We start from the raw sequence: 26,047 nt of genomic DNA on the forward strand, positions 1-26,047 counted from the left end.
CCACCGAGGCATCCCCGGGGACGTCACTCATGCCGCGCCACATCCTGTTCCTCTGCCACCCGGACCACGGCCACGTGATCCCGAGCCTGGCCGTGGTCACCGAGCTCGCCGGTCGGGGGCACCGCGTCAGCTACCTCACCGCGCCGAGCATGGTCGAGATCGTGAGCGGCGCCGGCGCCACCGCCGCCACCTACCCCTCGCGCTACCGCGAGACCGTGCAGGGCTCGGCCGCCGAGGACCCCGGCTTCCTGATCGACCTGCTGCTCTCGGAGAGCGCGGCGATGGTGTCCGCGGCACTGGAGCTGCCGGAGCCACCCGACGTCGTCGTCTACGACACCTCGGTCCTGTTCGCCGGCCGCGTGCTGGCCCACCGCCTCGGGGTGCCCGCGGTCCAGCACATCCCGGTGTTCGCCTCCAACGAGCACTTCTCCTACCTCAAGGCCGCCTACAACCCGGACGCCCCCGCCGCCTTCTCCCGGCCCGCCGCCCCGCCGTCCTGGATGGAGCGGGCGCTGGGCCGGTTCGGGGAGCTCTGCGCGCAGCACGGCGTCGACGTCCCGGCGGCGCAGCTCTGGTTCGACGTCCCGCCGTGCAACCTGGTCACCTCCCCCCGCGAGTTCCAGTACGCCGGCGACACCTTCGACGACCGGTTCGTGTTCGTCGGGCCGTGCGTGGCCGACCGGAGCTTCCTGGGGACCTGGACCCCGCCGGAGACCGACCTGCCGATCGTGCTGATCTCGCTGGGCGCGGTGTTCACCGGGCACCCGGACTTCTTCGCCGACTGCATCGCGGCGATCCGCGACGAACCGGTGCACGCGGTGCTCAGCGTCGCCGACGCCCTCGACCCCGCGACGCTCGGCGAGCTGCCGCCGAACGTCGAGGTGCACCGGTTCGTCCCGCACACCGCGGTCCTGGAACACGCCGCGCTGTGCGTGTCGCACGGCGGCATGGGCACCGTGCTGGAGGCGCTGCGGTCCGGCACCCCGGTGATCGGCGTGCCGTGGTCCTCGTTGGACGGACCGGCGGTGCGCCGGACCGCCGAGCTGGGCGCGGGCACCGTGCTCGACCCGGCGACGCTCACCGCGGAGATCCTCGGCAAGGAGATCGTCCGGGTGCTGGCGGAGCCGACCTACACCGAGCGGGCCGCCGGGCTGGCGACCGCGATCGCCGCGGCCGGTGGTGCGGTGCGGGCCGCCGACGAGATCGAGCGCCGGTGACCCCGGTCTACCGCGTCCTGGGACGCGTCCGGGTGGAGCGCGGCGGCGCCGAGCTGCCGGTCGGCGGGCCGCGGGAACGCGCGGTCCTGGCGAAGCTGCTGCTCGAGGCCGACCGCGTGGTGAGCGTGGACCGGCTGATCGACGCCGTGTGGCAGGGACGGCCGCCGGCCAGCGCCCGCTGCCAGGTCGCGATCTGCGTGTCCAAGCTGCGCAAGGCCATCGGGCCGGACGTGATCGTCACCGAGAACCCCGGCTACGTCATCCGGGTCACCGCGAGCGAGTCGGACTGGTCGCTGTTCAACCGGCTCGTCGCCGAGGCCCGCGTGCACGTCGCGGCCGGGGCGCGGGCCGACGCCGCGGCGCGGATGCGCGAGGCGCTCGCCCTGTGGCAGGGCGTCCCGTTCGCCGACGTGCCCGGCCTGGCCGACGACACCGAGCGGCTGCAGGCCGTCCGGGTGGACACCGCCGAGGCGCTCGCCGAGGTCGAGCTCGAGCTCGGCCTGCACGACCAGGTCAGCACGGACCTCACCGCACTCGTCGCCGAGCACCCGCTGCGCGAGCGCGCCCGCGCCCGGCTGATGCTCGCCCACCACCGGGCCGGCCGCCGCTCCGAGGCGCTGCAGGTCTACCGGGACGGGCACCGGGCGCTCGTCGAGCAGCTCGGTATCGAGCCCGGCGCGCAGCTGCGCGAGGTGCACGACATCGTGCTGCAGGGCGGCTCCGCCGGCTCGGCGCCCGCGCCCGCCGCCCCGGGCGCTCCGGCCGCTCCCGCCGGGGAGATCCCCTCCCAGCTGCCCCGCCGCCCGCTGCCGTTCGCCGGGCGGGAGGCCGAGCTGGCCGCGCTCGACGACATGCTCGCCGACGGGCCGGACTCGCTCGGCGCCGTCGTGCTGTGCGGGCCGCGCGAGATGGGCAAGTCCGCGCTCGCGCTGCACTGGGCACACGACCGGACCGACCGCTTCCCGGACGGCCAGCTGCACGCCGTGCTGACCACCGAGGACGGCGGGCCGGTACCGGCCACGGTCGTGCTCGACCGGTTCCTGCGCGCCCTCGGGGTGCGCGACATCCCGGCGGACCCGGCCGAGAAGACCGCGCTCTACCGCAGCACGGTGGCCCGCCGCCGGCTGCTGGTCGTGCTCGACGGCGCCGTGGACGAGTCCCAGATCGCGCCGCTGGTGCCGGGCGGCCCGCACACCCGGCTGATCGTCACCAGCCGCGACCCGCTCGAGGAGTTCGTGATCCGCTCGGGCGCCGACCAGCTGCCGGTGGGGCCGCTGCACCACGAGGACAGCCTGGAGCTGCTGAGCCTGCTGCTCGGTGGCGACTGGTCGCGGACCAACCCGCGCGAGGCCGTCCGGATCGCGCGGAAGGCGCAGGGGCAGCCACTGCCGTTGCGGCGCAGCGCGGCCCGGCTGCGCAGACCGGCCGTCGCGCTACCGCGCCCGGCCGCGGTCCCGGCCTGAGCCCCGCCGGCGGGCTGATCCGATCACGATCTCGGCGCGGTTCCGGCCGTTCGTGGCCGGTTCCGCGCCGAGGACGTGATCTCCGCGCTCAGGGTCGTCGGATCGACGGGCGCGCCAGCACCCGGTCCAGCGCCCCACGCAGGACGGCGGCGTCCGCCGGACCGCCGGCGTCCCGCCAGGCGACGTGCCCGTCCGGCCGGACCAGCACCGCGCCGTCCGACCCGATCTCGTACTCCTTGGCCCACGCCTCGCCGGGGACCTCCCGCACGCGGACTCCGTCGATCTCGACGGCCGGCCAGCCGGAGCCCTCGGGGCAGAGCAGGGTGAAGCCCGGACCGAGCAGGTCCAGAGTGGACAGGTTCTCGGCGAGCGGGACGTGCGGCGCCCGGTGCCCGGGCCGGGCGGCCGGGACGAAGGTCTTGTAGGGGTCCGCCGGCGCGGGCGCCGGGGTGCCGTCCGGGACGACGGCGGCGGAGTCGTAGGAGAAGCCCAGGACCAGCCCCTCCGAGCTGCGCCGGCCGGCCTGCTGCTCGATGGACTCCTGCAGCGTCAGCTGCCCCTCCATCATCGCGTAGGTGATCATCGCGTTGTTCAGGCTCTCGGCCACCGTCCAGACGCCGATCGGGTGCCGCTCGGCCTCGTAGGTGTCGAGCAGCCCCTCCCCCGCCCGTCCCTCGAGGACCGCGGCGAGCTTCCAGACCAGGTTGTGCGCGTCCTGGATGCCGCAGTTCATGCCGAACCCGCCCTGCGGGGTCGACACGTGCGCGGAGTCGCCGGCCAGGAAGATCCGCCCCGACCGGTACGACCGCGCCGTCACGGTCTGCTGCAGCCAGGGCATGATCCCGATGAGCCGCACGTCGAGCTCGGGGTCGCCGACCGCGGCCTTCACGATCTCGACGCACACCTCGGGCGTGAAGTCGTCGACGCTGCCGCCCTTGTCGGGCTCGAAGCCGCTCTGCACCATCCAGCGCCGGTTGTCCACGGCCTCGACCGCGCACGGGACCTCGCCGCGGATGAAGTACAGCGCGCAGCGGCGGCCCTCGAGGCGCGGCGCCAGGTCGGCCTCGACCATGATGCTGACCATGTGGCCGATCGGCGGCGGCCCGTCCACCTCGATGCCCAGCGACCGCCGGATCGGGCTGCGCCCGCCGTCCGCGGCGACGCAGTAGCGGGCCCGCACGGTCTCGCCGGTGGAGAGCTCGGCGGTGACCCCGTCCGCGTCCTGCACCGGGATCGTCGCGCGCGTGCCGAAGCGGACGTCGACGCCGGGCTGCGCCTCGGCGTGCGCCTTCAGGATCACCTCGAACTCGTCCTGCGCGCAGATGTAGGCATACGTCGGGCTGTGCGGGGCGTCGTCCTCGATGGACGCGGCGGCGCGGTGGAAGTCGTCGGCGAGCAGCGACGACGCCACCCCCACCGCGAGGCTGTCCTCGCGGGGCAGCCCGGCGCGCTCGACCGCGTCCTGCAGCCCCCAGGACCGCACCAGCTCCATGGTCCGGGTGGTGATCAGACGGGCCTTGGGGAAGATCGAGGTGCCCGGATGGCGCTCGGCGACCAGGCACGTCAGCCCGTTGCGCGAGCACTCCACGGCGGTCGCCAACCCGACCGGCCCGCCCCCCACGATCAGTACGTCGACCTCGATCACGGGATCCAGCATCATCCATTCCCGTCGCAGGGGTCAATGCCGGTCGGACCCATGGATAACCGACGGATAAGAGACCGAAATAGCCCGCCGATAACGTCCGTCCCGCACAACCTGAGAACGATATTGCGATACGGCGACACTTCGGAGGACGACCATGTTCAGTGAGGGCGCAGTGGCTCTGGTCACCGGCGGCTCACGCGGTATCGGCCGCGCGGTGTCGCTCGATCTGGCCGCGCACGGGGTGCACGTCGTCGTCAACTACTCGCGGTCCGAGGAGAAGGCCAAGGAGGTCGTCGCGGAGATCGAGGCGGCCGGCGGCAGCGCGAGCACCGCACACGCCGACGTCACCGACGAGGCCGCGGTCAAGGAGATGTTCCGCGCCCTGCGCGCCGAGCACGGCCGGCTGGACGTGCTGGTCACCAGCGCCGGGGTCACCCGGGACAAGCACCTGATCATGATGCCGACCGAGGTCTTCGACGAGACCATGGACATCAACGTGCGCGGCACCTTCCTCGCCTGCCGCGAGGCGATGCGCATCATGCAGCACCAGCGCCGCGGCGCGATCGTCAACGTCAGCTCGTCGAGCGGGATCGACGGCGGATTCCCGGGGCAGACCAACTACGTCGCCTCGAAGGGCGCCATCATCGCGTTCGCGAAGGCGTTGTCGAACGAGGCCGCCCCGCACGGTATCCGGGTCAATGTCGTCGCGCCCGGATTCGTGCGCACCGACATGATCAAGGGCATTCCGGAGAAGCTGCGCAACGACTACGCGTCGCGTATCCGCATCGGCCGCATGGGCGAGCCGGAAGAGGTCGCGCACGCGGTCACCTTCCTCGCCTCCGACAAGGCCTCCTACATCTCCGCCGCCACCATCGTCGCCAACGGCGGCGGGCTGAGCTGAGCAGTCCCACCGACCCGACAGGGAGCACCCGTGACCATCGAAGACCTTCGCGCCACCGCCGCGGCCCGCAAGGAGACCTGCGACCGGATCAAGAAGATGATCGTGTCCCGGCTCGACCTGCCGATCGAGCCGGACTGGATCACCGACGACCAGCCGCTGTTCGGCCGCGGCCTGGAGCTCGACAGCCTCGACGTGCTGGAGCTCTACGTGGCGATCGAGGCCGAGTTCGGCGTCGCGCTCTACGACAGCGACATGTCGGTGTTCGGTTCGGTCGCCCGGCTCGCCACGCACGTCGACCCGGCCCGGGCCGGCGCCGGGGTCGCGGCGTGACCGCAACCCTTCCCGCGAAGAAGGTCCGCACCGGCCTGACCCACGACGAGGTGCGGGCGATCCTCCCGCACCGGTGGCCGATGCTGCTGCTCGACCGGGTCGACGAGGTCGAACCGGGCAAGCGCGCCGTCGCGACGAAGAACGTGGCCGGCACCGAGCTGTGGTTCCAGGGCCACTTCCCGGACCAGGCCGTCCTGCCCGGCGTCGTGATGATCGAGGCGCTGGCCCAGCTGTCCGGCGTGGTCTCCGCACTCGAGGGCGGAGCGGACGAAACCAAGATCATTTATCTGGCGGGGGTGCGGTCGATCCGCTTCCGCCGCCCCGTGCTCCCGGGTGACCGGCTCGTGCTCACCGCCGAGCGGACCGCCGGGGGCGGCGGCATCAGCGAGTACAAGGTGAGCGCCAAGGTCGACGGCCAGGTCGCGGCCGAGGGCGCACTGAGCATCGCAGACCCTGCACACGGAAAGGCCTGACATGGAATCCCCGATCTCCCACCCCGACTCGGCCCAGCGCGGCACGGTCGCGGAGTCCACCGTGGTACGCACCTACTCGACGCTGGACGAGGAGTACACCGCGATCCGCGAGCGGGCCGCCGTGCTGGACCTGTCCGGCTCGCGCGTCATCGAGATCGCCGGCGACGACGCCGTCGACTTCGCCCAGAAGGTCCTCGCCCGCGACGTGGAGTACCTGACCGCCGAGCGCTGCATGACCAGCCTGGTGCTCGACGAGGCCGGCCTGGTCATCGACCAGGTCGTCGTCTGGGGCCGGGAGACCGGCATGCTCGTCGAGAGCTCGGTCGGTGGCGGCGGACGGCTGCTGGAGCACCTGCAGGGCCAGGTCGGCGACCTATCCGTGGAGCTCACCGACCGCTCCGGCGAGTCGACGCTGTTCTCCCTGGAGGGTCCCTACGCCTGGGGCGTGGTCGGCCGCCTGATCGACTCGGAGCTGGCCGCGCTGCCGTTCGAGTCCGTCGTGGACACCGAGTGGGACGGCGTGCCGATCCTGTTCGCCCGCACCGGCGCCACCGGCGAGTACGGCTACAAGGTCATGGTGCCGCGCGCCGAGGCGCAGAAGCTGTGGGACGCCGCGGCCGCCGAGGCCACCCCGGCCGGCCAGGACGCCCTGGAGCTGGCGATGCTCGAGGTGCGCCAGCCGCTGGTGCACCACGAGGCCGGCGACGCGGACGTCCTGACCATGGGCGCGAACTGGCTGGTCGACATCACCAAGGCCGAGTTCGTCGGCCGCGACGCGGTGCAGGCGGCGTTCGAGGCCCCGGCCGGGCTGCGCACCGTCGGCTTCACCTCGACGGGCGTCCCCGCCGCCGGCACCGCCGTGACGGTGGACGGCGAGACGGTCGGCGAGGTCGTGCACGCGGTGCACAGCGTCGGTCTCGGCTCGGGCCTGGGCCTGCTCCGGGTGCCCGCCGACCTGGCGTCGGCCGGCCTGACCTTCACCGTCGACGAGGCCGACGCGACCACCCTGACCAGCCCGTACATCACGCCGAAGTCGTGGAGCACGCCGATCATCTGATCGGCCTCGCAGCGAGGAGGAGACGGACCATGGCGCAGCGCACGGTCGTCGTGACGGGGCTCGGTGTCATCTGTGCGGCCGGCCGCGACCCCGGGGAGTTCTGGGAGCGGCTGACCGCCGGCGAGAGCGGGATCACCGCGATCGCCGACGAGCGGTTCGCGGCGTTCGAGGCCCGCTACGCGGGCCAGGTGCCCGAGGAGTGGATCACCGATCAGCTCCCCGAGGCCGACACCGGACTGGAGCGGACCGCGCGCCTCGCCCTGGTCGCGGCCCGCCAGGCGCTGGGCCAGGCCGGGCTCGACGGTGACTCCGTCGAGGGCGACCGGTTCGGCCTGGTGCTCGGCAAGTGCCAGGCCACCACCGACGCGTCCGGGGCCTACGAGGCCATCCACACCACCGGCGACGTCGTCGCCGGCCGGTTCGGGATGCTCGGGCCGCGCATCCTGGTTTCCACCGCCTGCGCGGCGGGCGGCAACGCGGTGGGCCTGGCCAAGGACAAGATCCTCACCGGCGAGGCGGACGTCGTCCTCGCCGGTGGGGTGGACCCCCTGCAGTTCGGCACCTACGCCGGCTTCGCCGGGCTGCAGGCGCTGGCCACGAACCCGTGCCGGCCCTACAGCCACTCCGACGGGCTCAACCTCGGCGAGGGCGCGGCCTTCCTGGTGATCGAGCCGCTGGACCGGGTCCTGGAGCGGGGCGGCACCCCGCTGGCCGAGGTCGCGGGCTACGGCCTGTCCGCGGACGCCTACCACGCCACCGCGCCCGACCCGACCGGTCGCGGCGGGGTGAGCGCGATGCGCCGCGCGCTGGCCGACGCCGGGCTGGGCGCCGAGCACATCGACTACGTCAACGGGCACGGCACCGGCACCCCGGCCAACGACTCGATGGAGCGCAAGGTCATGCGCACGGTGTTCGGCGAGCGCGCCGCCACCGTGCCGACCAGCAGCATCAAGTCCTTCATCGGGCACACCCTCGGTGCCGCGGGCGCGGTCGAGGCGGTCGCCAGCGTGCTGGCGCTGACCACCGACACCGCTCCCCCGACGATCGGCTTCACCGACGAGACCGTCGAGGCCGCGACGCTGGACTACGTGCCGAACACGGCCCGGCCGATGCCGATGCAGACGGTCGTGTCGAACAACTACGCCTTCGGCGGCAACAACGCCGCGCTGGTGCTGCGCAGCCCCGGCGAGTCGGTCGACTACACCGAGGGCACCGCCGGCACCGGTATGCCGCAGCGGGACGTGGTCGTCACCGGGCTCGGCCCGGTCACCGGGGTGGGCACCGGCATCGCCGAGGTCGCGGAGGCGATCACCGCGGGCCAGGGCTCGGCGGGCGCACCCGAGCTGGGTGGCCGCACCTACGCGCCGCGCTCGCTGTGGCGGCACATGAACACGCTGTCCAAGATGGCCATCGCGGCCTCCCGGCTGGCCTGGGAGGACGCCGGGCTGAAGCTGTCCCGCTCCGACAGCGACAACGTCGGGCTCATCTTCGCCACCGCGGCCGGCTCGGTCGAGGCCTCCGGCGGGTTCGACGAGAGTGTGCTGGCCAACCCGAACAAGCCGGCGGTGCTGAGCTTCTCCAACGTGGTGCTCAACGCCACCGGCGGCGCGGTCTGCCAGACCCTGGGCCTGCGCGGCCCGACGACGACGATCTGCAACGGCGGCGCGTCGGCCTCGATCGCCCTGGACTGCGCGGTGGAGACGATCCGCGCGGGCAAGGCCGAGGTGGTCGTGGTCGTCGCCGCCGACGACACCGCACCCGGCGAGGCCGGCGACCTGACCGGCGTCACCCCCTACGACCGCGCCTCGGCACCGGCACCGCGCGGCTCGGCGTCGGTCGCCATCGTCGTCGAGTCCGCCGAGCACGCCGCCGCCCGCGGGGCCACCCCGTACTGCAAGGTCGCCTCCGGCACGCACGCCGGGCTCGGCCCGGACGGCGAGCGCGAGGTGCTCGACCGGGTCCTGCGCGGCGTCTCCGGCGACGTCGACCTGGTGATCGGGTCCGCGACCGGCGTGGCGGCCGACGCCGACGAGGCGGCGGCCGTACTGGACGCGCTGCCCGGCACGGCGCTCACCGCGTCGACCGGACTGACCGGGAACTGCGGGTCGGCCACCGGCGCGCTGAACCTGGCGCTCGCGGCCCTGGCCGTGCGCGACGGCGTGGTCACCGCACTGCCCGGCCTGACCGACCCGTACGCCGGCGCCGCCGAGTCCTACGTGGACAAGCCGACGCTGGACGGCCCGGTGCGGCAGGCACTGGTGCTGAGCGCCGCCCACGGTTCGGTGCGAGGCAGGACGCTGCTGGAGTCGGTGTGACGGCCGCCCCGTTCGATCTCGCCGAGACCGACCGGCTGCTGACCACCACCCGGTCGGTACGCCGGCGGCTCGACCTCGACCGGGACGTTCCCCGGCAGGTCGTCACCGACGCGCTCGAGGTCGCGATGCAGGCGCCGACCGCCAACAACGAGCAGAAGTGGCGCTGGCTGGTCATCACCGAGCCGGAGACACGCAAGCAGATCGCGGCCTGGGCCTACGAGGCCTGGCGCTTCCACGAGCGCGAGGTGTGGGCCCGCTCCGGGCGCCGCCGCACCGACCCGGCCGCGCGGCGCAACCACGAGTCCGCGGCGGCGCTGGTCGAGTCGCTGGCCCGGGTGCCGGTGCTGGTGATGCCGTGCGTGCTGGGGAAGCCGCCGGACATCGGTGAGATCGACCGGCAGTGGGCCGGCTCGTTCAGCGGCAAGCGGCTGGTCGGCACGTGGGAGGAGGGCGCCAGCATCGGCCCGCTGCGGGCCAGCAACTTCTACGGATCGATCTACCCGGCGATCTGGTCGTTCCAGCTGGCCCTGCGCAGCCGGGGGCTGGGCTCCACGATCACCTGCCTGCACCTGCCGCACCAGCACCTGGTCGCCGACCTGCTCGGCATCCCCGCCGGGGTGAGCCAGATCTGCCTGATCCCGGTCGCCTACACGATCGGGACCGATTTCCGGCCCGCGAAGCGCCACCCGGCCGCGGACCGCACCTACTGGGAGAGGTGGGAGGCATGAGGACCGAGCACACCGACGTCGTCGTCGTCGGCGGCGGGATCTCCGGCGCCTCGGCCGCGGCGTACCTCGCCGCGAACGGACTGTCGGTCACGATGCTGGAGAAGCAGGAGACCTACACCGACATCGTCCGCGGCGAGTGGATCGCGCCGTGGGGGGTCCGGGAGGCCCAGCACCTCGGCGTCGAGGACGCCTTCGGGCTCGGCGGCGCCTGGGAGATCCGCGAGTGGACCCAGTGGGACGAGACCACCGACGACCCGCACACCGCCGAGACCGTCGACATGACGCGCTTCGTGCCCGGCGTCGGCGGACCGCTCTCGTTCCCGCACCACACCGTCTGCGAGCTGATGACCGAGCAGGCCGCCGAGACCGGCGCGACCGTGGTCATGGGCATCAAGAAGATGCAGGTCAGCCACGGCATCGCACCGACGGTCCGGTACACCGGCGCGGACGGCGGCGAGGTCGAGCTGCACGCCCGGATGGTCATCGGCGCCACCGGCCGCGGCTGCACGGTGGGCCGCCAGATCGGCGTCAGCATGGCCACCTCGGTGCACCACTGGGGCGGCGGGCTGCGGGTCGAGGGCATCGACGACTGGCCGATGGACGTCCAGGCGATGGGCACCGAGGCCGACAAGATGTTCATGGTCTTCCCGCAGGGCGACGGGACGGCGCGGCTCTACATCAACTTCCCGACGAAGAACAAGCACCGCTACCGCGGGCCCGAGGGCGTCGAGACGTTCATCGGCGACTTCGAGCTGGACTGCCTGCCCGACCGGGGCGAGAACGTCTACAAGGCCGCGAAGCCGATCGGCCCGCTCAAGGTGTGGCCGTCGGTGTCGATGTTCCCCGAGCAGTCGATCGTCACCGACGGCGTGGTGCTCGTCGGGGACGAGGCCGGCAACGCCGACACCGTGCTGGGCACCGGGCTGTCCTGCAGCCTGCGCGACACCCGGACCGTCTGCGACATCCTCCTGGAGTCCGACGACTGGTCGCCGCCGGCGTTCGAGCCCTACCTCGCCGAGCGCAAGTTCCGGATGGACCGGCTGCACTTCGGCGCCGGGATCATCGCCAAGCTGCACTGCGAGTTCGGCCCGGAGGCGGCCGAGCGGCGGCGCCGGGTGCGCGACCTGATGGCGGACAACTTCGCGGCCCAGGTCACCGGGCTGCTGAACATGGTCCCGCCGGAGGACGTGCCGGAGTTCGGCTTCAGCGAGTTCTTCGCCGAGCGACTGTTCAGGGAGAAGGTATGAGCGACAGCCTGCTGACCGACACGGTCGAGGTCAACGGCATCGAGATCGCCTACGTCGACAAGGGCGAGGGCGACCCGGTGCTGCTGCTGCACGGCTTCCCGGACTCGCACTACCTGTGGCGCAACCAGATCGACCCGCTGGTCGAGGCGGGTTTCCGGGTCATCGCCCCGGACCTGCGCGGCTTCGGCGGCTCGAGCAAGCCGCAGGAGGCCGAGGCCTACGACATGCGGACGATCGTCAACGACATCGTCGCGCTGACCATGAAGCTCGGCATCCAGAAAGCACACGTGGTGGGCCACGACTGGGGTGCGGCGATCGCGTGGATGTACGCGTTCCTCATGCCGCGCCGGGTGGACCACCTGGTGGTGCTGTCCGTCGGGCACCCCGGGGTGTTCTCCACTCCGTCGCTCGAGCAGCGCCGCGCCAGCTGGTACATGCTCTTCTACCAGTTCCCCGGGGTCTCCGAGCAGCTGCTGCGCCGCAACGGCTGGCGGCTGTTCAAGGAGATCATGGGCAAGGAGGGCGACTACCAGCGCTACCCGCGCGAGCTCGCCAAGCCGGGCGCGCTGACCGCGGCGCTGAACTACTACCGCGCCAACCGCTCCCCCGAGGCCGAGCTGCGGGTGGAGAGCAACTTCCCGCCGGTGCTGTCCCCGACGATGGGCGTCTGGTCCACCGGTGACCAGGCGATGCTCGAGGAGGGCATGACGGGCTCGCAGAAGTTCGTCAAGGGCACCTGGCGCTACGAGCGCGTCGAGGACGCCAGCCACTGGATCCCGCTGGACCAGCCCGAGATCGTCAGCAAGCTGCTGGTCGACTTCCTCGGCAGCGAGCAGCCCGCGGCCATCCCCACCCGGCGTCGCCGGCTGTAGGGGGTCGACGTGATCGCATTCGTCTTCCCCGGCCAGGGCACCGTGCGGGTCGGCATGGGCGGCTGGCTGCGCCGCGACACGGTCGCCTCGCCCGTGCTGGCCCGCGCCGAGGAGGTGCTCGGGATCCCGCTGGCGGAGCTCTGCACTCGCGGCCCGCTGGACCGCCTGGTGTCCACCGAGGTCGCCCAGCTCGCGGTGACCAGCTGCAATCTCGCCGCGCTGGCGGTGCTGCGCGAGCGCGGCGTCTCCCCGGACCTGGTCGCCGGGCACAGCGTCGGCGAGCTCAGCGCGCTGTGTGCGGCGGGCGTGCTCGACGTGGACGCCACCCTGGAACTGGTCGCGGTCCGGTCGCGGCTGATGGCCGGCGTGCCCGACCACGGCGGGATGACCGCGGTCCTCGGCCCGAGGCCCGACGTCGTCGCGACGTGGGCCGCGAAGGTGTCCACACCGGACGAACCGCTCGTCGTCGGGCTGGCGAACGCGCCGGACCACACGGTCGTCTCCGGGTCGTTCCGCGCGATCGAACGGCTGTCCGATGTGGCCGGTGCCGACCCGGCGACGCGGAAGGTGGTGCCGCTGAGCGTCGGCAACGCCTTCCACTCGCCACTGATGGAGCCCGCCGCCGCGGCGTGGGCCGAGGCGGTCGCCGCGGTTCCCATGGCGGCGCCGCGGGTCCCGGTGGTCCCGAACACGACCGCGGAGCCGACCACCGACGCCGGCGTGCTGCGCACCGCGCTGATCGAGCAGCTGACCGCCCCGGTCCGGTGGACCGAGACCATGGGCCACCTGACCGGCGCCGACCGGTGCGTCGAGGTCGGCGACTCGAAGGTGCTCAGCGGGCTGCTGCGCGGGGTCGGGGTGCGGTGCGCGAGCCTCGCCGACCCGGCCGCGCTGCGTCAGGTGGTGCGCGCCGGATGAACGCGCGGGGCGGGGCGGGGCCGGCGGAGGGCTCGGTCGGAGCGGACCGGGCCGGCGCCTGGGGCGGAGCGGTGGTGCCCTACGGCGGCCTGACCGATCCCGCGGCGCTGGTGGCCCCGATGCCGGTGAACGGGGTCTTCTCCCGCTCCGAGCGCCTGCGCAGCGGCGCGGGCCGGACCCTCCAGCACTGGGCCGGACGGCTCGCGGCCAAGCGGGCCGTGCTGCGGGCGCTCGGCGTCGAACCCGGTGTCACCGCGCTGGGGGCCGTCGAGGTGCTCCCCCGGCCCACTCCGACGTGCGCGCGCGACACCGCCTGCGGCCACGGCCACCCACCCGGGGTGACGCTGCACCCCCCGCTGACCGGTGACCCCGCGAGCACCGTCCGGGTCTCGATCAGCCACACCGACGACCTCGCCGTCGCCGTCGCCGTGACCGGCCCCGCCCTGGAGGAGGACGCACGATGATCGACGACTCGACGATCGAGGCCTACCTGGCGGCGTGGAGCGACGGCGACCCGGACGCGGTCGCCGCCGCGTGCGCGTCGTTCACCGACCCGGACACCGGCGGGCCCGTCTCCGGGACCGCGCTGGCCGGGCACGCGGCCGTGTTCCTCGCCCGCTTCCCCGGGAAGTTCGAGTTCGAGCGCCACGGTCCGGTCCTGACCTGGCGGCTGACCGCCGCGCACCGCGGGGCCTACCTCGGCATCCCGGCCACCGGCGGCGAGATCGTCGTCGACGGCGTCGACGTGCTGACCCCGACCGCCGGCGGCGTCGTCGTGCGCCGGAGCTTCGACCGGCTCGCGGTCGCCGAGGCGCTCGGCCAGTCCCCCCGCTTCGTGCCCGCGGACACCCAGGGCGAGACCGCGTTCGGCGTCTCCTCGCGCACCCCCGGAAGACCCGGCGAGCCCGGGGCACTGACGCTGACCTGGCTGGAGGTCCGCGACGACGCCGAGAGCGCCGAGGTCGACCTGCTCAGCGTCGAGATCGTGAAGAGCCTGCGCGCGTCGTCGGGGTTCCTCGGCGCCGCCACGCTCGACATCGGCTCGCGCAAGTACACCCTGTCCGCGTTCGACAGGCCGGAGTCGGTCCGGGCGGTGCACGCCCGGCCGCACCAGCGGGCCATGCGGAAGTTCTTCCGCGGTGGCCTGTGCACCGGCGCCTACACCGGCGTGTGGGCCCCGGTCCGCGAGTCGCACTACGGCCGCTGCCCGGACTGCGCCGCGATGACGGCCGCCGGCACGGCCTGCGACTGCGGGCGCCGGCCGGAAGCGCAGCCCCTGTTCTGATGACGAGGAGTACTCCCATGCCGGATGTAGGTTCCGAGTTCAGCGTCGAGCACAAGCCCGGCGACGACGGCCGCCCCACGGTCGCGTTCATGTCCGCGCTGTTCGCGGGCGGCTGGCTGTGGGAGCGGCAGTTCCAGGCGCTGACCGCGCAGGGCTGGCCGGTGCTGCGCACCGTCGAGCCGATCTGCGGGCTGGAGAGCCGGATCACCGGCTCGATCCAGCGGCTCGGCGACGTGTTCATGGAGGCGTGCGCGGACGCCGACCGGCTCGTGGTCTGCGCGAACTCGCTCGGCGGGCTGGTCGGCCTCGACCTGGCCGCGCGCTACCCGGACCGGATCGCCGGCGTCGTGCTCAGCGGGGCGCCCGGCCTGACCCCGGACCCGGACGTCGGGCTGAGCGTCGACCGCCGCTCCGGCGTGCTGCCGTCCGGCCCGGCGTTCCAGAAGGCGATGCTCGGCGCGCTGTTCCACGGCGACCCGCTGTTCACCCAGGAGCAGATCGACATGGTCGCCTCCGCGCTGTCGACCGGGCCGGCGATGCTCTCGGTCGCCCGCAGCCTCCGGGCCACCCAGGGCTACCCGGTGGAGAAGACCATGGACCAGGTCGGCTGCCCGTCGCTCTACGTCTGGGGCGCGCACGACCGCATGACCCCGCCGGAGCCGTGGGAGGAGATGGTGTCGGGCAAGGACAACGGCGAGTTCGTCGGCGTCCCCGAGTGCGGCCACATCCCGATGATCGAGGCCCCCGACGCCTACGACGCGCACCTGCTGCGGTTCCTGGAGCGGGTCGCGGGATGATCCCGGCCCAGGTCCCCCTCGCCGCCGCGCCGGTCCTGGTCGGCGTGGACGTGCTCGAGGTGGACCGGGTCCGCCGCGCGCTGGACCGCGACGGCACCGTCTACACCCGGCACGTGCTCGCCGCCGGCGAGCATCCGCTGGACCCCGACCCGGTGCTCGCCGTCGCGGCGGGCGTCGCGGTCAAGGAGAGCCTGGTCAAGGCGGTCGGCGGCCGGCCGGCCGGGTTCAGCTGGCACGACTTCGCGGCGGCCGGGCCGGTCGCGCTGTCCGGCGACGCCGGCGTCCTGCCCCCGGACGCCGACGCGCTCCTCTCCGGTGCCGGCGCCCTGTCCGACGGCGCGGCGCGTGCGCTCGCGGCCGGGCTCGGCGTCGAGCTCGGCCCCCCGCTGGCCTACGCGGTCCGCGGCGCGAGCGCGGCCGCGGCGCGGTCCCGTCTCACCGCCGGATCGGACGCGGTGGCCGGCGCGGCCCGGTGGGGTCTGCGGGACTCGGCCCTGGTCGCCGTCGCGGTACTCGTCCCCGCACCGACCCCCCTCGCACTCGCAGCGGAAGGACCGACCTCATGACCACCCCGGCCCCGACCGAGCGCGTCGACGCGACCGTCATCGACCCCGGCGGTTCCATCCAGGCCGCCTTCGACGCCGGCGCGCGGACCGTGCAGCTGCGCGCCGGGAGCTACCCCGGCGGCGTCGTGCTGCCCTCCGGCGCCCGGCTGGTCGGCGCGGGCGCCGGCCGGACCGAGCTGGTGCCCGGGAGGGTCGCCGCGAGCGACGTCCCGCCGTTGCACGACGCCCCGGACGCCGTCGACCACGGCGTCGTCGCGCACCGGGTGTCCGATGTGGCCGTCGAGGGCCTGACGATCCGCGGATTCTCCGGCGCGGCGCTCTACGCGCACACCGTGCGCGGCGTGCACCTGCGTGACGTCGAGGCCGCCGACAACACCGTCTGGGGCATCTACCTGCGCGAGTCGACCGACCTGGACGTGCGGGACTGCCGGGCGAGCGGGAGCCGCTACGCCGGGATCGCGCTGGCGTTCTGCCACGGATCCGACTGCGAGGTCGCCGACTGCGAGACCTCCGGCAACGCCTACGGGGTGTTCGTCGACAACTCCTCGCGCACCCGGGTGCGCCGGGTCCGGGCGCACGGCAACGCGGCCGGGGTGCTGATGCTGCACCAGACCTACCCCGGCGAGCCCGAGGGCGGGGTGACCGACTGCGCCGTCGCCGACTGCGAGCTGACCGGGAACGGGCTGTCCGCGGGTATCGACGACGAGCCGGAGACGCTCGGCGCGGCCGGCCCGCCGATGTCCGGGATCGGCCTGGCGATGATCGGGGTCCAGCGGGTCACGGTGACCGGGAACCGGATCACCGGCAACCACCCGGGCGGCTTCAGCGTGATGGGCGCCGCACTCGTCGTCGGCTCGTCAGCCGACTGGGGCGGATCGGACCCGGCGGACATCTCGGTCGAACGGAATATCATCCGCGACAACAGTCCGGCCGACATCGACGTCGACCCGGACGCCGCACACCTGTGCGACAACACGATCGGCACTTCCGAGGGGACATCATGACCGCCGCACTGGTGTGCGAGAACCTGGTCAAGCGCTACGGCGACCGCACCGTCGTCGACGACGTCGGGTTCCGGATCGAGGCCGGCGAGGCCTACGGCCTGCTCGGCCCGAACGGCGCGGGCAAGTCGACGACGATCTCGATGCTGGTCGGCCTGCTCCCGCCGGACGCCGGCACGGTCACCGTCGGCGGCCTCGACATGGCCACCGACCCGCGCGCGGCCAAGCAGCTGATCGGATTCGTGCCGCAGGACATCGCGCTCTACCCCGAGCTGACCGCGCGGGAGAACCTGACCTTCTTCGGGCGGCTCTACGGGCTGCCCCGGCGCGAGCTCGGCACCCGGGTCGAGGAGGTCCTGGACCTGGTCGGGCTCGTCGACCGCGGCAACGACAAGGTCGCCACCTACTCCGGCGGCATGAAGCGCCGCACCAACATCGCCGCGGCGCTGCTGCACCGCCCGCAGCTGCTGGTGCTCGACGAGCCGACCGTCGGCGTCGACCCGCAGAGCCGCACCGCGATCCTGGACGGGGTCGAGGCGCTGGTCGCCGACGGGATGAGCCTGCTCTACGTCTCGCACTACATGGAGGAGGTCGAGCGGGTCTGCACCCGGGTCGGGATCATCGACCACGGGAAGATCATGGCCGACGGCAGCAAGCGCGAGCTGGTCGCCGAGCTCGGCGGCAGCGACAAGGTCGAGCTGGTGATCGACGGCGACGTCACGGCCACCGTGGAGAAGCTCAGCGCCCTGGAGGGCGTCGAGTCCGCCGTCGCCGCCGGGTCGCAGACCGTCCGGCTGGTCGCCACCGGGAGCCGCCACCTGCTGCCGCAGATCATCGCCGCGGCGTCGAGCTGTGCGGCCGTCACCGGCGTGGAGGTCGTCGAACCCGACCTCGAGGCCGCGTTCCTGCACCTGACCGGCAACACCCTGCGGGACTGAGGCTGATGCGACCCCTCCTCGTCGTCGGGGGCCGGGAACTGGCCGCCCGACTGCGCGACGGCACGGCTCTGCTCGTCGCCGTCGTCGCCCCGATCGTCCTCGCGACGCTGTTCGGCTTCGCCCTCGGCGGGGACGACGACCCACCCCTGACCGCCACCATCGGCATCGTCGACGACGACGGCGGGCAGTTCCCGGCCAGCGTGCAGCGCGAGGCGCTGCAGACCGAGGAGCTGCGCGACGTCCTGACCTTCGCCCAGTACCCGGACGAGGCCGCCGCCCAGGCCGCGGTCGACTCCGGCGCGGCCGGCGCGGCGATCCTGTTCCCGGCCGGGTTCAGCGACAGCGTCGGCGAGGGCAACGGCGGCTCGGTGAATGTGATCGAGTCCGACGAGTCCCCGCTCGCCGGCGTCGTCGCACGGTCCATGGTGGACCGGATCTCCTCGCTGGTCGAGGCCCGGACCTACGCCGTGCGCGCCTCGCTGGAGGCCGGGGTGCCCGGTGACCAGGTGCAGGAGTTCGTCGAGGCCAACGGCGCCGCCGGCCCGTCGCTGACGCTGGCCGACGACCCGGTCAGCGGCGGCCAGGTGGACCTCGCGATGTACTACGGCTCCGGCATGGCGGCGATGTTCGCCTTCTTCGTCGTCGGGGCCTCGGCGCGCAGCCTGCTCGTCGAGCGCCGGCTCGGGACGCTGTCCCGGATCCGGGCCGCACCGATCCCGGGCTGGACGCCGGTGGTCGGCAAGATGATGGTCGGGTTCGGCCTGGCGCTGGTGAGCATGTGCGCCACCTGGCTGTCCTCGGTGCTGATCTTCGGGATCACCTGGGGCGACCCGCTGGGGGTGTTCACGCTGATCCTCGGGCACGCCTTCGCCGCCACCATGATCATCATGCTGCTGGCCAGCCGGGCGCAGACCGACTCGCAGGCCGACGGCTACACCCTCGCCGTCGCGTTCGTGTTCGCCTTCCTCGGCGGCAGCATCGTCCCGGTCTACAACCTGCCCGACTTCCTGCAGTCGCTGTCGCTGATCACCCCGAACGGCTGGATCTCGGCCGGGCTGACCGAGCTGGCCGCCGGGGCCGGGATCGGCACCGTCGTCGTGCCGGCGCTCGTCCTGTTCGGGATCGGCTCCGTCGCCGGCGTCCTCGCCGCCCTGCGTCTCCGGAAGGGACTGCTCTCATGAAGGGCTCTGCTGTCATGAGGCCCCGGCCGATCGCCGCCCTGGTCGTCGCCAACCTGAAGCGTCAGGTCCGCGACCGCGTCGGCATGTTCTTCATGGTGGTCATGCCGTTCGTGGTGATCCTGTTCGTCGGTCTGGCGATCGGCGGTGGCGACGACAAGATCCCGGTGGGCGTGGTCGCCGACGACGCCGACCCGGTCGCCGTCGCGGTGCTCGAGCGGCTCGAGCAGAGCCCGAGCCTCGAGGTGGCCCGGGTCGACGACGGCGACACGCTGCGCGCCGACGTCCGCCGCGGCGGCCTGGCCGCCGGGCTGATCATCCCGCCCGGGGCGACCGAGCTCGACCTGGTGATGTCGCAGGCCAGCGGCAGCGGGCTGGCTGCGCGCGGCGAGATCGACGTCGCGATCGGGCACGTCGCCGCGATCCAGGAGGCCACCCGGGCCGCCGAGGCCGCCGGGGCGACCCCGGAGCAGGCCGCGCAGTACGTCGCGAACGCCCAGGCCGACGGCGGCGCCGTCGCGATCACCAACTCGGGCGCCGAGGACGGCACACCGACCGGGTTCGCCTACACCGCACCCGCCAACCTGCTGCTGTTCACCTTCATCAACTCGATGGCGGTGGCCGCGGCGCTGGTGGAGAGCAAGCGGCTCGGGATGGTGCGGCGCGCCGTCGCCGGCCCGGTGACCAAGGCCGGGGTGCTGATGGGTGAGGCGGTGAGCCGGTTCCTGGTCGCCGCCGTCCAGGCGGTGCTGATCATCTCGGTGAGCGCGCTGCTGTTCGGGGTGAGCTGGGGCTCGCCGGTGGTCGTCGCGGTGATCGTCGGGCTGTTCTGCCTGATCGCCACGGGCGCGGCGATGCTGGTCGGGGCGCTGGTGGACAACCCGTCGCAGGCGCCGGCGATCGGCCCGATCCTGGGCACCGTGCTCGGCATGCTCGGCGGCTGCCTGTGGCCGCGGGAGGCCGCCGGCGAGGTGATGGCCACGATCGGCTACCTGTTCCCGCACGCCTGGGCGCTCGACGGCCTGCTCGCCGCGACCCGGCCGGGCGCAGGGCTGGGCACTGTCTGGCTGGAGGCGCTGGTGCTGGCCGGGATGGCCGTCGCGATCCTCGGGATCGCCGTCTACGCCTTCGGACGCCGGGCGCTGCGGACCGTGTAGGCGCTGGACCGTGTAGGCGGTGCGCGCTCGTGGGTGGTGGTCATCGCGGTTCCGACCGCGACGAGCACTCACGAGCGCGCAGCGTCCGAGCCGGCCCGTCCGTTCAGCGCGGCCCGCGTCAGCCAGGCCGCGGTCGCGGCGAGCACGGCCGCGGGCACGACATCGTGGCCGGCGTAGCCGACGAGCAGGGCCGCGAACAGCACCGGCGAGATGAGCAGGCCGGTGGACGCCGCCATCCCGGCCGCGGTGCCGACGGCGACCGCGAGCGTCGGCGAGACCCCCAGCCCGATCACCGCGGGCATGGCCAGCGCGATCCCGAGGAAGATCGCCGGGAAGATCGGGCCGCCGCGGAAGCCGCCGCCGAGGCAGAGCGTGTAGCCGATCCCCTTGGCCACCAACACGACCAGGACGACACCGATCGAGGTCTCCGCGACCAGCCCCGGCATCGCGGCCTGCCCGGAGAACAGCACGTCGCGCGGTTCGGCGCCGAGCGCGCCGGCGAGCAGTGCGAGCAGCCCGGTCACCAGACCGGCAGCGAGCAGTGCCCCCGTTCCCGTTGCTGTCCCGGCCCCGGCCCTGCCCGCGAGCCGGGCCGCGGCCAGGCGGATCCCGTTGACGAGCAGCCCGGTGAGCACTCCGACCACGATCGCGACGAGCAGGTCCAGCAGGTGCACCCCGCCGTAGTCGGGCAGGCCGGGCACCGAGAGCGCGGTCCGGTCCAGCCCGCCCCAGTCGCCGAGACCGGTGAACAGCAGGTACCCGACGGCGGCGGCGACGAGCCCGGGCAGCAGCGTCGGGAGCAGTGCCGCGCCGGCCGCCAGACCGCCCTCGACCAGCAGCATCCCGGCGACCAGCGGGCCGCCGAACAGGGCGGAGATCGCCGAGAACGATCCGGCGGTACCGAGCACGCCGCGCCCGGCCGGCGCCGTCCGGACCAGGGCCGCCACCGAGGTGCCGACGGTCGACCCGAGCGCGATCAGCGGCATCTCCGGCCCCAGCACCGCGCCGAAGGCCAGCGCGCCGAGCGCGGCGAGCGCGATGCCCGGGGCGTAGGACGGCGGGACGGGTGTCGCGCTGAGACCGTCCAACGGGGACTCGCCGCCGCCGCCGGGCAGCAGCCGCCGGGCCGCGAGCGTCACCGCGGCCCCGGCGAGCGGCAGGCCCACGACCAGGTACCAGGGCGGGGAGTCCTGCCCGAGCAGCGCGGGCAGGTCGTCCCACAGCAGGCGCTCGACCGCGTGCGCGGCGGCCAGGAACAGTGCCGCGACCAGCGCGGCCGGGATCCCGATCAGCGCCCCCAGCCCGACCAGGCGCAGGTAGGCGATGCCGGTCGCGCCGGGCCCCGCGGCCGTCATCGGGTCAGGACGTGGCGGCGGCAGTGGCCTGCTCCCCCACCCCGGTGGCCGGCCGTGGCTCGCGCATCAGCAGCGCCGCGACCGCGCCCAGCACGAGCACGGCGGGCATCAGCCAGAGCGCCGCGCGGAAGTCGTCCAGCGTCGGGTTCTCCGGCAGCAGCGCGCCGGGCACCGCCTGCAGCACCCCGCCGATGATGAAGCAGACGCCGTTGACGATCGCCGCCGAGCTCCCGATCAACGCTCCGGACACCGACTCGCCGGCGACGGTGAACCCCAGCATGTGCGCCCCGGCGAACAGGCCGACGCAGAACATCAGCACGATCGACGCCCCGTTGGAGGCGGTCGGCAGGTAGATCACCAGCGCCACGGCCAGGGCCTGCAGCAGGGTCCCGGCCGCGGCGGGCATCCGCCGGCTGTTCCAGCGGTTGGACACCACGTTCGCCAGCGGCGCGCCGACCGCCAGGCCCAGCCACGCGGCGGCGGTCAGCACGGCGGCGAAACCGGGCCCGGCGCCGCGGGCCTCCATCACCCGCGGCCCCCACAGCACGCCCAGCGCGAGCATGGTGCCGAACGACGCACCGGCCATCAGCGCGGCCAGGTTCACGTTCCAGGTGGTGAAGCAGCGACCGAGGTCGCGGACGATCTCGCCGAACACGTTGCCGTGCGCGCCCGCGCGGGCGGCCCGCTCGGCCGGGGTGTCCGGGTTCCGCACGAAGATCGCGAACAGCACGACGAGCAGCACCCCGAGCCCGCCGAACCCGCCGAGGAGCTGCTGCCAGGTCACGACGCCGAGCATCGCCGCGATCGCCGGCTGACCGACCGCCGAGCCGAGCGAGGCGAACGTCTGCACCAGCCCGAACATCAGCCCGTAGCGGGCCGGCTCGAACCAGTGCCCGCCGATGTAGCCGGCCCCGACGAACCCGAACGCGGCCCCGAGTGCCATCACGGCCTGGGCCAGGACCAGCGACCCGAACCCGGTGGTGCCCGCGAACAGGAACGCCCCGATGGTCACCAGCGCGACGCCGACGGTCATCAGCGGCCGGCTGCCGTAGCGGTCCAGCAGCGATCCGGAGAAGAACTGGCAGATCGCGAAGACCCAGGTGTAGACCGACGCGGCCAGGCTGATCTGGGCGACCGACAACCCGGCGCTCTGCTGGATGTCCGGCGACACGATGCCGTAGCCGGTCTGCAGGGAGAACAGCCAGACCACGAACACCGTGGCGAGCGTCCAGATCAGCAGCGCCTCCGGGCCGCCGAGCCGGGAGACCGGCGAGGGCCCCCGGTCGGCCGGGGCGGTCGGCGCCGGGGTGGTCGTCGTCGTGGCGCGGTGTGCGGTGCCCGTCGCCGCGTGCACGTAGTGGGCGTGTGCGGTGGACATCAGGGCTGCGTCCTCTCGATCTCTCGCGTCCTGTCCCGGCTGTGCGCGAGCTCCCCGGCGACGTAGGTCGCCTCGACCGCGCGGTCGTCGCCGAGCACCGCCAGGACGAACATGAGCTCCTGCACCGACCCGGCGCGGGCACTGCGCTCGGCCATCAGCGCCGTCGCCCGCGGGTCCAGGACGACCAGGTCGGCCTCCTTCCCGACGGCGACGGATCCGATGTGGCCGGCCAGGTCGAGGGCCTCGGCGCCACCGAGGGTGGCCAGGTGGAAGGCCTTCACCGCGTCGAGCGGGTAGGAGTTCAGCTCGGCGACCTTGTAGGCCTCCCCCATCGTGTTCAGCAGCGAGAAGCTGGTCCCCGCCCCGATGTCGGTACCGAGCCCGACGTGCACCGGGTGGTGCGGGTCCTTGGCCTGCCGCACGTGGAACAGCCCGCTGCCCAGGAACAGGTTCGACGTCGGGCAGTGCGCGATCGCGGTACCGGTGTCGTGGCAGCGGCGCCGCTCCTGCCCGGTGAGGTGCACGCCGTGCGCGAGCACCGCGCGCCGGCCGAGCAGCCCGTAGTGGTCGTAGACGTCGAGGTAGCCGTCCCGTTCCGGGAACAGCGACCGCACCCAGGAGATCTCGCCGCGGTTCTCCGAGACGTGGGTGTGCACGAACGCGTCCGGATGGGACTTCCACAGCTCCCCGGCGGCGGCGAGCTGCTCCGGCGTGCTGGTCGGCGCGAACCGCGGGGTGATCGCGTAGTGGTTGCGGCCGGTGCCGTCCCAGCGCCGCAGCAGCTCCTCGGAGTCGCGCGCGCCCTGCTCGGCGGTGTCGAGCAGGCCGTCCGGGGCGTTGCGGTCCATCAGGACCTTGCCGCCGATCATCCGCATGTTGCGCCGGGTCGCCTCGGCGAAGAACGCCTCGACCGAGGCCGGGTAGGTCGCGCAGAACGTCAGCGCGGTCGTCGTGCCGTTGAGTACCAGCTGGTCGAAGAACGAGGTGGCGACGGCCGCGGCGTGCGCCGGGTCGGCGAAGCGCTGCTCCTCGACGAAGGTGTAGGTGTTCAGCCAGTCGATCAGCTGGGCGCCGAACGCCGCGACGATCTCGGTCTGGACGTAGTGCACGTGGGTGTCGACGAACCCGGCGGTGATCAGCGAACCGGGGTGGTGCGCCACCTCGACGCCGTCCGGGACGCGGTCGCGCAGGGCCGGGTACGGTCCGACCCCCGTGATCAAGCCGTCCTCGATGAGGACGAGGCCGTCCGGCTCGTCGACCAGGACGTTCTCCGAGCCCTCCAGGAAGGGGTCGCCGGTGAGCGTGACGACGTGGCCGCGGATCGCCGCAGCCGTCGTCCCGCCTGTCGGATCAGCCTGCATCGGCACCGCCCCCGGTGGTCGTCGGTCACCGGCTGTCGGCCTGCCGGACCGGCGACGCTAGGAGCCGGGACGACGCGGCGGGCTCACCTGATGCGGGTGAGCCCACCTGCTGCCGCGGGGACGAACCACTCAGGCGACGCATCCCGCCCGGGTGATCATGACGTCGTCCGGTCCAGCTCGCGGACGCTGTCGGGAGGGTGTCGGGATGCAGCCGGAACCGTGCGTCCTCAGAAGACCAGCCGGCGCACGGACTCCGGCTGGAGGACGACCCGGAGATGCTCACCGGCCTGGATCGCCGCGAGATCCGCGGCCCGGGTCGGATCGTCGAGGTCCCAGTAGCGGGCGGCGAGCCGGGCGGCCAGCTCGTTGGCACCGTCGGCCTCCACGGTGGCCCGCCCGGCGACCGACACCCAGCGCTCGCGCTCACCGACCGGGGCGGCGACGACGATCGACGCGCGCGGGTCGCGACGCAGCCGCCGCACCTTCAGCGCGTCCGGCTCGGTGAACAGCTGGATCGTCCCGTCGGCGGTGGCCTCGAACCACACCGGCCGGGGCTGCGGCGGCTGCGGCCCCTCGGCCAGGGTCAGGAACCCGTGCAGCGGGCGGGCGAGGAACGCGAGGTCGTCGTCGGTCAGGGTGCTGGTCGCGGTGGTCATGGCACTCATTCCACCGCGACGGTCCGGACGAATCCATGGGCGAGGAGCCGGTTCACCTGTCCGATCGTCTACCGTGGCGGGGTGGATGCCTTCGGTGACCTGTTCCGGGGGGTGCGCGCCCAGGGCTCGCTGTTCGGCAGTTCGACCCTGACCGCGCCCTGGTCGCTGCGCTTCGTGGACGGCGCCCCGCTGACGCTGTGCACGGTGATCGACGGGGCCGGGTGGGTGGTCGCCGAGGGCGGTCCGCCCGAACACCTCTCCCCCGGCGACACGGTGATCGTGCGGGGTCCGGCCGCATTCTCCTTCGTCGACGAGATCGGGACGACGGCCGAGCCGGTCGACTGCGGCGAGTTCTGCGCGGTCCCCGACCTGGGCGGCACCACGCACCGGCTCGGCTGGAACGACCCCGCGCCCGAGGACGACGCAGGCGCGACGACGCTGGTCGTCGGCGCGTACCCGGTCCGCGGGGAGATCGGCCGTCGGCTGCTGGACGCGCTGCCCGGCGTGCTGCGGGTCGGGCCCGGTGGCACCGCGGGGGCCGTGCGCGACCTGCTGGCCGCGGAGGTCGCGGTCGACGAGCCGGGTCAGCAGGTCGTGCTCGACCGGCTGCTGGACTGGATGCTGGTGTGCTCGCTGCGCGAGTGGTTCGACCGGCCCGGCGGCACACCGCCCGCGTGGTACACCGCGCACCGGGATCCGGTGGTCGGCCAGGCGTTGCGCCTGCTGCACGCCGAACCGGCGGCGCCGTGGACGGTCGCCTCGCTGGCCGCCCGCGCCGGGGTGTCCCGGGCGACGCTGGCCAAGCGGTTCGGCGACCGCGTCGGGGAACCGCCGCTGTCCTACCTGACCCACTGGCGCATGACGCTGGCGGCGGACCTGCTCGCCGGGCGGGAGACGGCCACGATCGCCGAGGTCGCCCGCGCCGTGGGCTATGCCGACGCCTTCGGGTTCAGCGCGGCGTTCAAGCGGGTCCGTGGCGTGACCCCCAGCGCGTTCCGGCGCTCATCGCTGGACGGGGACGCCGTGCTCGAGGTAGCGAGCCGGGCCTGACGTGGAGCGGAGACGGCGCGCGAGCCGCGGGATCACGTACCGGTCAAGCGTCGACCCCACGGCGGCGCGCCCGGCGCACCCCGGCACCGTTCCCGCACCCTGGCGTCGCCCCCGCACCGGCTGCAGTACGTGCGACCTGCCCCGCCGGGGTGCGGGAAC

Annotated in this window: 25 protein-coding genes; 20 read left to right on the forward strand and 5 right to left on the reverse strand. The window is 73.7% G+C overall.

Going from position 1 to position 26,047, the window contains the following annotated elements; translation table 11 throughout:
- The first annotated feature begins 29 nt into the window (after positions 1–29).
- Both WIS52_RS06800 and WIS52_RS06805 read left to right on the forward strand, forming a co-directional pair.
- Entirely contained in the window at positions 30–1,217 is a 1,188-nt protein-coding gene (locus WIS52_RS06800; RefSeq protein ID WP_349297257.1) for a macrolide family glycosyltransferase, read from the forward strand.
- Positions 1,214–2,680, forward strand: a complete 1,467-nt coding sequence (locus WIS52_RS06805; RefSeq protein WP_349297258.1) for an AfsR/SARP family transcriptional regulator — start codon at positions 1,214–1,216, stop codon at positions 2,678–2,680. Before WIS52_RS06800 ends, WIS52_RS06805 begins: the two co-directional genes overlap by 4 nt.
- Positions 2,681–2,768: 88 nt before the next feature.
- Here WIS52_RS06805 and WIS52_RS06810 read toward each other — a convergent pair whose 3' ends face one another.
- Positions 2,769–4,337 (reverse strand): FAD-dependent monooxygenase, encoded by a 1,569-nt coding sequence (locus WIS52_RS06810; protein WP_349297259.1) that lies wholly within the window; start codon positions 4,335–4,337, stop codon positions 2,769–2,771.
- Positions 4,338–4,497: 160 nt separating this feature from the next.
- Here WIS52_RS06810 and fabG point away from each other — a divergent pair, with 160 nt between their 5' ends.
- Genes fabG through WIS52_RS06895 form a run of 17 tightly spaced genes read left to right on the forward strand, consistent with a single transcriptional unit; the run spans position 4,498 to position 20,088 of the window.
- Positions 4,498–5,226: a 3-oxoacyl-ACP reductase FabG gene (gene fabG / locus WIS52_RS06815; protein ID WP_349297260.1), complete on the forward strand. Its 729-nt coding sequence runs from the start codon at positions 4,498–4,500 to the stop codon at positions 5,224–5,226.
- A 30-nt stretch (positions 5,227–5,256) separates the two neighbouring features.
- Complete coding sequence (locus tag WIS52_RS06820; RefSeq protein ID WP_349297261.1) at positions 5,257–5,556, forward strand: acyl carrier protein; 300 nt, start codon at positions 5,257–5,259, stop codon at positions 5,554–5,556.
- Positions 5,553–6,029 carry a 3-hydroxyacyl-ACP dehydratase FabZ gene (fabZ, locus tag WIS52_RS06825; RefSeq protein ID WP_349297262.1) on the forward strand — a complete coding sequence of 159 codons (477 nt, stop codon included), beginning with the start codon at positions 5,553–5,555 and terminating at the stop codon, positions 6,027–6,029. The genes WIS52_RS06820 and fabZ overlap by 4 nt, the downstream gene beginning before the upstream one ends.
- Position 6,030: 1 nt before the next feature.
- A complete protein-coding gene (locus tag WIS52_RS06830) occupies positions 6,031–7,086 on the forward strand; it encodes an aminomethyl transferase family protein (RefSeq protein WP_349297263.1) in 1,056 nt (351 codons plus the stop codon).
- A 29-nt stretch (positions 7,087–7,115) separates the two neighbouring features.
- On the forward strand, positions 7,116–9,401 hold the full coding sequence (locus tag WIS52_RS06835) for a beta-ketoacyl-[acyl-carrier-protein] synthase family protein (RefSeq protein WP_349297264.1): 2,286 nt from the start codon (positions 7,116–7,118) through the stop codon (positions 9,399–9,401).
- The gene (locus WIS52_RS06840) at positions 9,398–10,129 is read left to right on the forward strand and encodes a nitroreductase family protein (protein WP_349297265.1); all 732 of its coding nucleotides are present in this window, start codon (positions 9,398–9,400) and stop codon (positions 10,127–10,129) included. The genes WIS52_RS06835 and WIS52_RS06840 overlap by 4 nt, the downstream gene beginning before the upstream one ends.
- Positions 10,126–11,376, forward strand: coding sequence for an FAD-dependent oxidoreductase (locus WIS52_RS06845; protein ID WP_349297266.1), 1,251 nt, complete (start codon positions 10,126–10,128; stop codon positions 11,374–11,376). Before WIS52_RS06840 ends, WIS52_RS06845 begins: the two co-directional genes overlap by 4 nt.
- On the forward strand, positions 11,373–12,248 hold the full coding sequence (locus WIS52_RS06850; RefSeq protein ID WP_349297267.1) for an alpha/beta fold hydrolase: 876 nt from the start codon (positions 11,373–11,375) through the stop codon (positions 12,246–12,248). The genes WIS52_RS06845 and WIS52_RS06850 overlap by 4 nt, the downstream gene beginning before the upstream one ends.
- A gap of 9 nt (positions 12,249–12,257) precedes the next feature.
- Positions 12,258–13,166 carry an ACP S-malonyltransferase gene (locus WIS52_RS06855; protein ID WP_349297268.1) on the forward strand — a complete coding sequence of 303 codons (909 nt, stop codon included), beginning with the start codon at positions 12,258–12,260 and terminating at the stop codon, positions 13,164–13,166.
- Positions 13,163–13,630, forward strand: a complete 468-nt coding sequence (locus tag WIS52_RS06860; protein ID WP_349297269.1) for a holo-ACP synthase — start codon at positions 13,163–13,165, stop codon at positions 13,628–13,630. Before WIS52_RS06855 ends, WIS52_RS06860 begins: the two co-directional genes overlap by 4 nt.
- Positions 13,627–14,451 carry a nuclear transport factor 2 family protein gene (locus tag WIS52_RS06865; protein ID WP_349297270.1) on the forward strand — a complete coding sequence of 275 codons (825 nt, stop codon included), beginning with the start codon at positions 13,627–13,629 and terminating at the stop codon, positions 14,449–14,451. Before WIS52_RS06860 ends, WIS52_RS06865 begins: the two co-directional genes overlap by 4 nt.
- 17 nt (positions 14,452–14,468) lie before the next feature.
- Complete coding sequence (locus tag WIS52_RS06870) at positions 14,469–15,248, forward strand: alpha/beta fold hydrolase (protein ID WP_349297271.1); 780 nt, start codon at positions 14,469–14,471, stop codon at positions 15,246–15,248.
- Entirely contained in the window at positions 15,245–15,814 is a 570-nt protein-coding gene (locus tag WIS52_RS06875) for a holo-ACP synthase (RefSeq protein WP_349297272.1), read from the forward strand. Before WIS52_RS06870 ends, WIS52_RS06875 begins: the two co-directional genes overlap by 4 nt.
- Entirely contained in the window at positions 15,811–16,818 is a 1,008-nt protein-coding gene (locus tag WIS52_RS06880; RefSeq protein WP_349297273.1) for a right-handed parallel beta-helix repeat-containing protein, read from the forward strand. Before WIS52_RS06875 ends, WIS52_RS06880 begins: the two co-directional genes overlap by 4 nt.
- Entirely contained in the window at positions 16,815–17,753 is a 939-nt protein-coding gene (locus WIS52_RS06885) for an ABC transporter ATP-binding protein (protein ID WP_349297274.1), read from the forward strand. Before WIS52_RS06880 ends, WIS52_RS06885 begins: the two co-directional genes overlap by 4 nt.
- Positions 17,754–17,758: 5 nt before the next feature.
- Positions 17,759–18,934, forward strand: a complete 1,176-nt coding sequence (locus WIS52_RS06890) for an ABC transporter permease (RefSeq protein ID WP_349297275.1) — start codon at positions 17,759–17,761, stop codon at positions 18,932–18,934.
- Between the two features lie 14 nt (positions 18,935–18,948).
- Positions 18,949–20,088 (forward strand): ABC transporter permease, encoded by a 1,140-nt coding sequence (locus WIS52_RS06895; protein ID WP_349297276.1) that lies wholly within the window; start codon positions 18,949–18,951, stop codon positions 20,086–20,088.
- 68 nt (positions 20,089–20,156) lie between these two features.
- Here the strand turns inward: WIS52_RS06895 and WIS52_RS06900 are convergent, their stop codons facing one another.
- The 4 genes from WIS52_RS06900 to WIS52_RS06915 form a co-directional block, all read right to left on the reverse strand.
- The gene (locus WIS52_RS06900) at positions 20,157–21,443 is read right to left on the reverse strand and encodes a chloride channel protein (RefSeq protein WP_349297277.1); all 1,287 of its coding nucleotides are present in this window, start codon (positions 21,441–21,443) and stop codon (positions 20,157–20,159) included.
- A 4-nt stretch (positions 21,444–21,447) separates the two neighbouring features.
- Positions 21,448–22,821: an MFS transporter gene (locus WIS52_RS06905; protein WP_349297278.1), complete on the reverse strand. Its 1,374-nt coding sequence runs from the start codon at positions 22,819–22,821 to the stop codon at positions 21,448–21,450.
- A complete protein-coding gene (gene guaD / locus WIS52_RS06910) occupies positions 22,821–24,182 on the reverse strand; it encodes a guanine deaminase (protein WP_349297279.1) in 1,362 nt (453 codons plus the stop codon). The genes WIS52_RS06905 and guaD overlap by 1 nt, the downstream gene beginning before the upstream one ends.
- A 227-nt stretch (positions 24,183–24,409) precedes the next feature.
- The gene (locus WIS52_RS06915; RefSeq protein WP_349297280.1) at positions 24,410–24,838 is read right to left on the reverse strand and encodes a pyridoxamine 5'-phosphate oxidase family protein; all 429 of its coding nucleotides are present in this window, start codon (positions 24,836–24,838) and stop codon (positions 24,410–24,412) included.
- Positions 24,839–24,919: 81 nt separating this feature from the next.
- Here WIS52_RS06915 and WIS52_RS06920 point away from each other — a divergent pair, with 81 nt between their 5' ends.
- The gene (locus tag WIS52_RS06920) at positions 24,920–25,888 is read left to right on the forward strand and encodes an AraC family transcriptional regulator (protein WP_349297281.1); all 969 of its coding nucleotides are present in this window, start codon (positions 24,920–24,922) and stop codon (positions 25,886–25,888) included.
- Positions 25,889–26,047: the final 159 nt, after the last annotated feature.

The organism is Pseudonocardia nematodicida (genome assembly GCF_040105385.1).
GTDB lineage: Bacteria > Actinomycetota > Actinomycetes > Mycobacteriales > Pseudonocardiaceae > Pseudonocardia > Pseudonocardia nematodicida.

What these genes read in the sequence shown, in the direction of transcription:
- WIS52_RS06800 (WP_349297257.1), top strand. Translation starts at nt 30, where the DNA reads ATGCCGCGCCACATCCTGTTCCTCTGCCACCCGGACCACGGCCACGTG.
- WIS52_RS06810 (WP_349297259.1), bottom strand. Translation starts at nt 4,337, where the DNA reads ATGCTGGATCCCGTGATCGAGGTCGACGTACTGATCGTGGGGGGCGGG.
- WIS52_RS06830 (WP_349297263.1), top strand. Translation starts at nt 6,031, where the DNA reads ATGGAATCCCCGATCTCCCACCCCGACTCGGCCCAGCGCGGCACGGTC.
- WIS52_RS06835 (WP_349297264.1), top strand. Translation starts at nt 7,116, where the DNA reads ATGGCGCAGCGCACGGTCGTCGTGACGGGGCTCGGTGTCATCTGTGCG.
- WIS52_RS06845 (WP_349297266.1), top strand. Translation starts at nt 10,126, where the DNA reads ATGAGGACCGAGCACACCGACGTCGTCGTCGTCGGCGGCGGGATCTCC.
- WIS52_RS06850 (WP_349297267.1), top strand. Translation starts at nt 11,373, where the DNA reads ATGAGCGACAGCCTGCTGACCGACACGGTCGAGGTCAACGGCATCGAG.
- WIS52_RS06860 (WP_349297269.1), top strand. Translation starts at nt 13,163, where the DNA reads ATGAACGCGCGGGGCGGGGCGGGGCCGGCGGAGGGCTCGGTCGGAGCG.
- WIS52_RS06865 (WP_349297270.1), top strand. Translation starts at nt 13,627, where the DNA reads ATGATCGACGACTCGACGATCGAGGCCTACCTGGCGGCGTGGAGCGAC.
- WIS52_RS06870 (WP_349297271.1), top strand. Translation starts at nt 14,469, where the DNA reads ATGCCGGATGTAGGTTCCGAGTTCAGCGTCGAGCACAAGCCCGGCGAC.
- WIS52_RS06875 (WP_349297272.1), top strand. Translation starts at nt 15,245, where the DNA reads ATGATCCCGGCCCAGGTCCCCCTCGCCGCCGCGCCGGTCCTGGTCGGC.
- WIS52_RS06880 (WP_349297273.1), top strand. Translation starts at nt 15,811, where the DNA reads ATGACCACCCCGGCCCCGACCGAGCGCGTCGACGCGACCGTCATCGAC.
- WIS52_RS06885 (WP_349297274.1), top strand. Translation starts at nt 16,815, where the DNA reads ATGACCGCCGCACTGGTGTGCGAGAACCTGGTCAAGCGCTACGGCGAC.
- WIS52_RS06890 (WP_349297275.1), top strand. Translation starts at nt 17,759, where the DNA reads ATGCGACCCCTCCTCGTCGTCGGGGGCCGGGAACTGGCCGCCCGACTG.
- WIS52_RS06895 (WP_349297276.1), top strand. Translation starts at nt 18,949, where the DNA reads ATGAGGCCCCGGCCGATCGCCGCCCTGGTCGTCGCCAACCTGAAGCGT.
- WIS52_RS06900 (WP_349297277.1), bottom strand. Translation starts at nt 21,443, where the DNA reads ATGACGGCCGCGGGGCCCGGCGCGACCGGCATCGCCTACCTGCGCCTG.
- WIS52_RS06905 (WP_349297278.1), bottom strand. Translation starts at nt 22,821, where the DNA reads ATGTCCACCGCACACGCCCACTACGTGCACGCGGCGACGGGCACCGCA.
- guaD (WP_349297279.1), bottom strand. Translation starts at nt 24,182, where the DNA reads ATGCAGGCTGATCCGACAGGCGGGACGACGGCTGCGGCGATCCGCGGC.
- WIS52_RS06915 (WP_349297280.1), bottom strand. Translation starts at nt 24,838, where the DNA reads ATGACCACCGCGACCAGCACCCTGACCGACGACGACCTCGCGTTCCTC.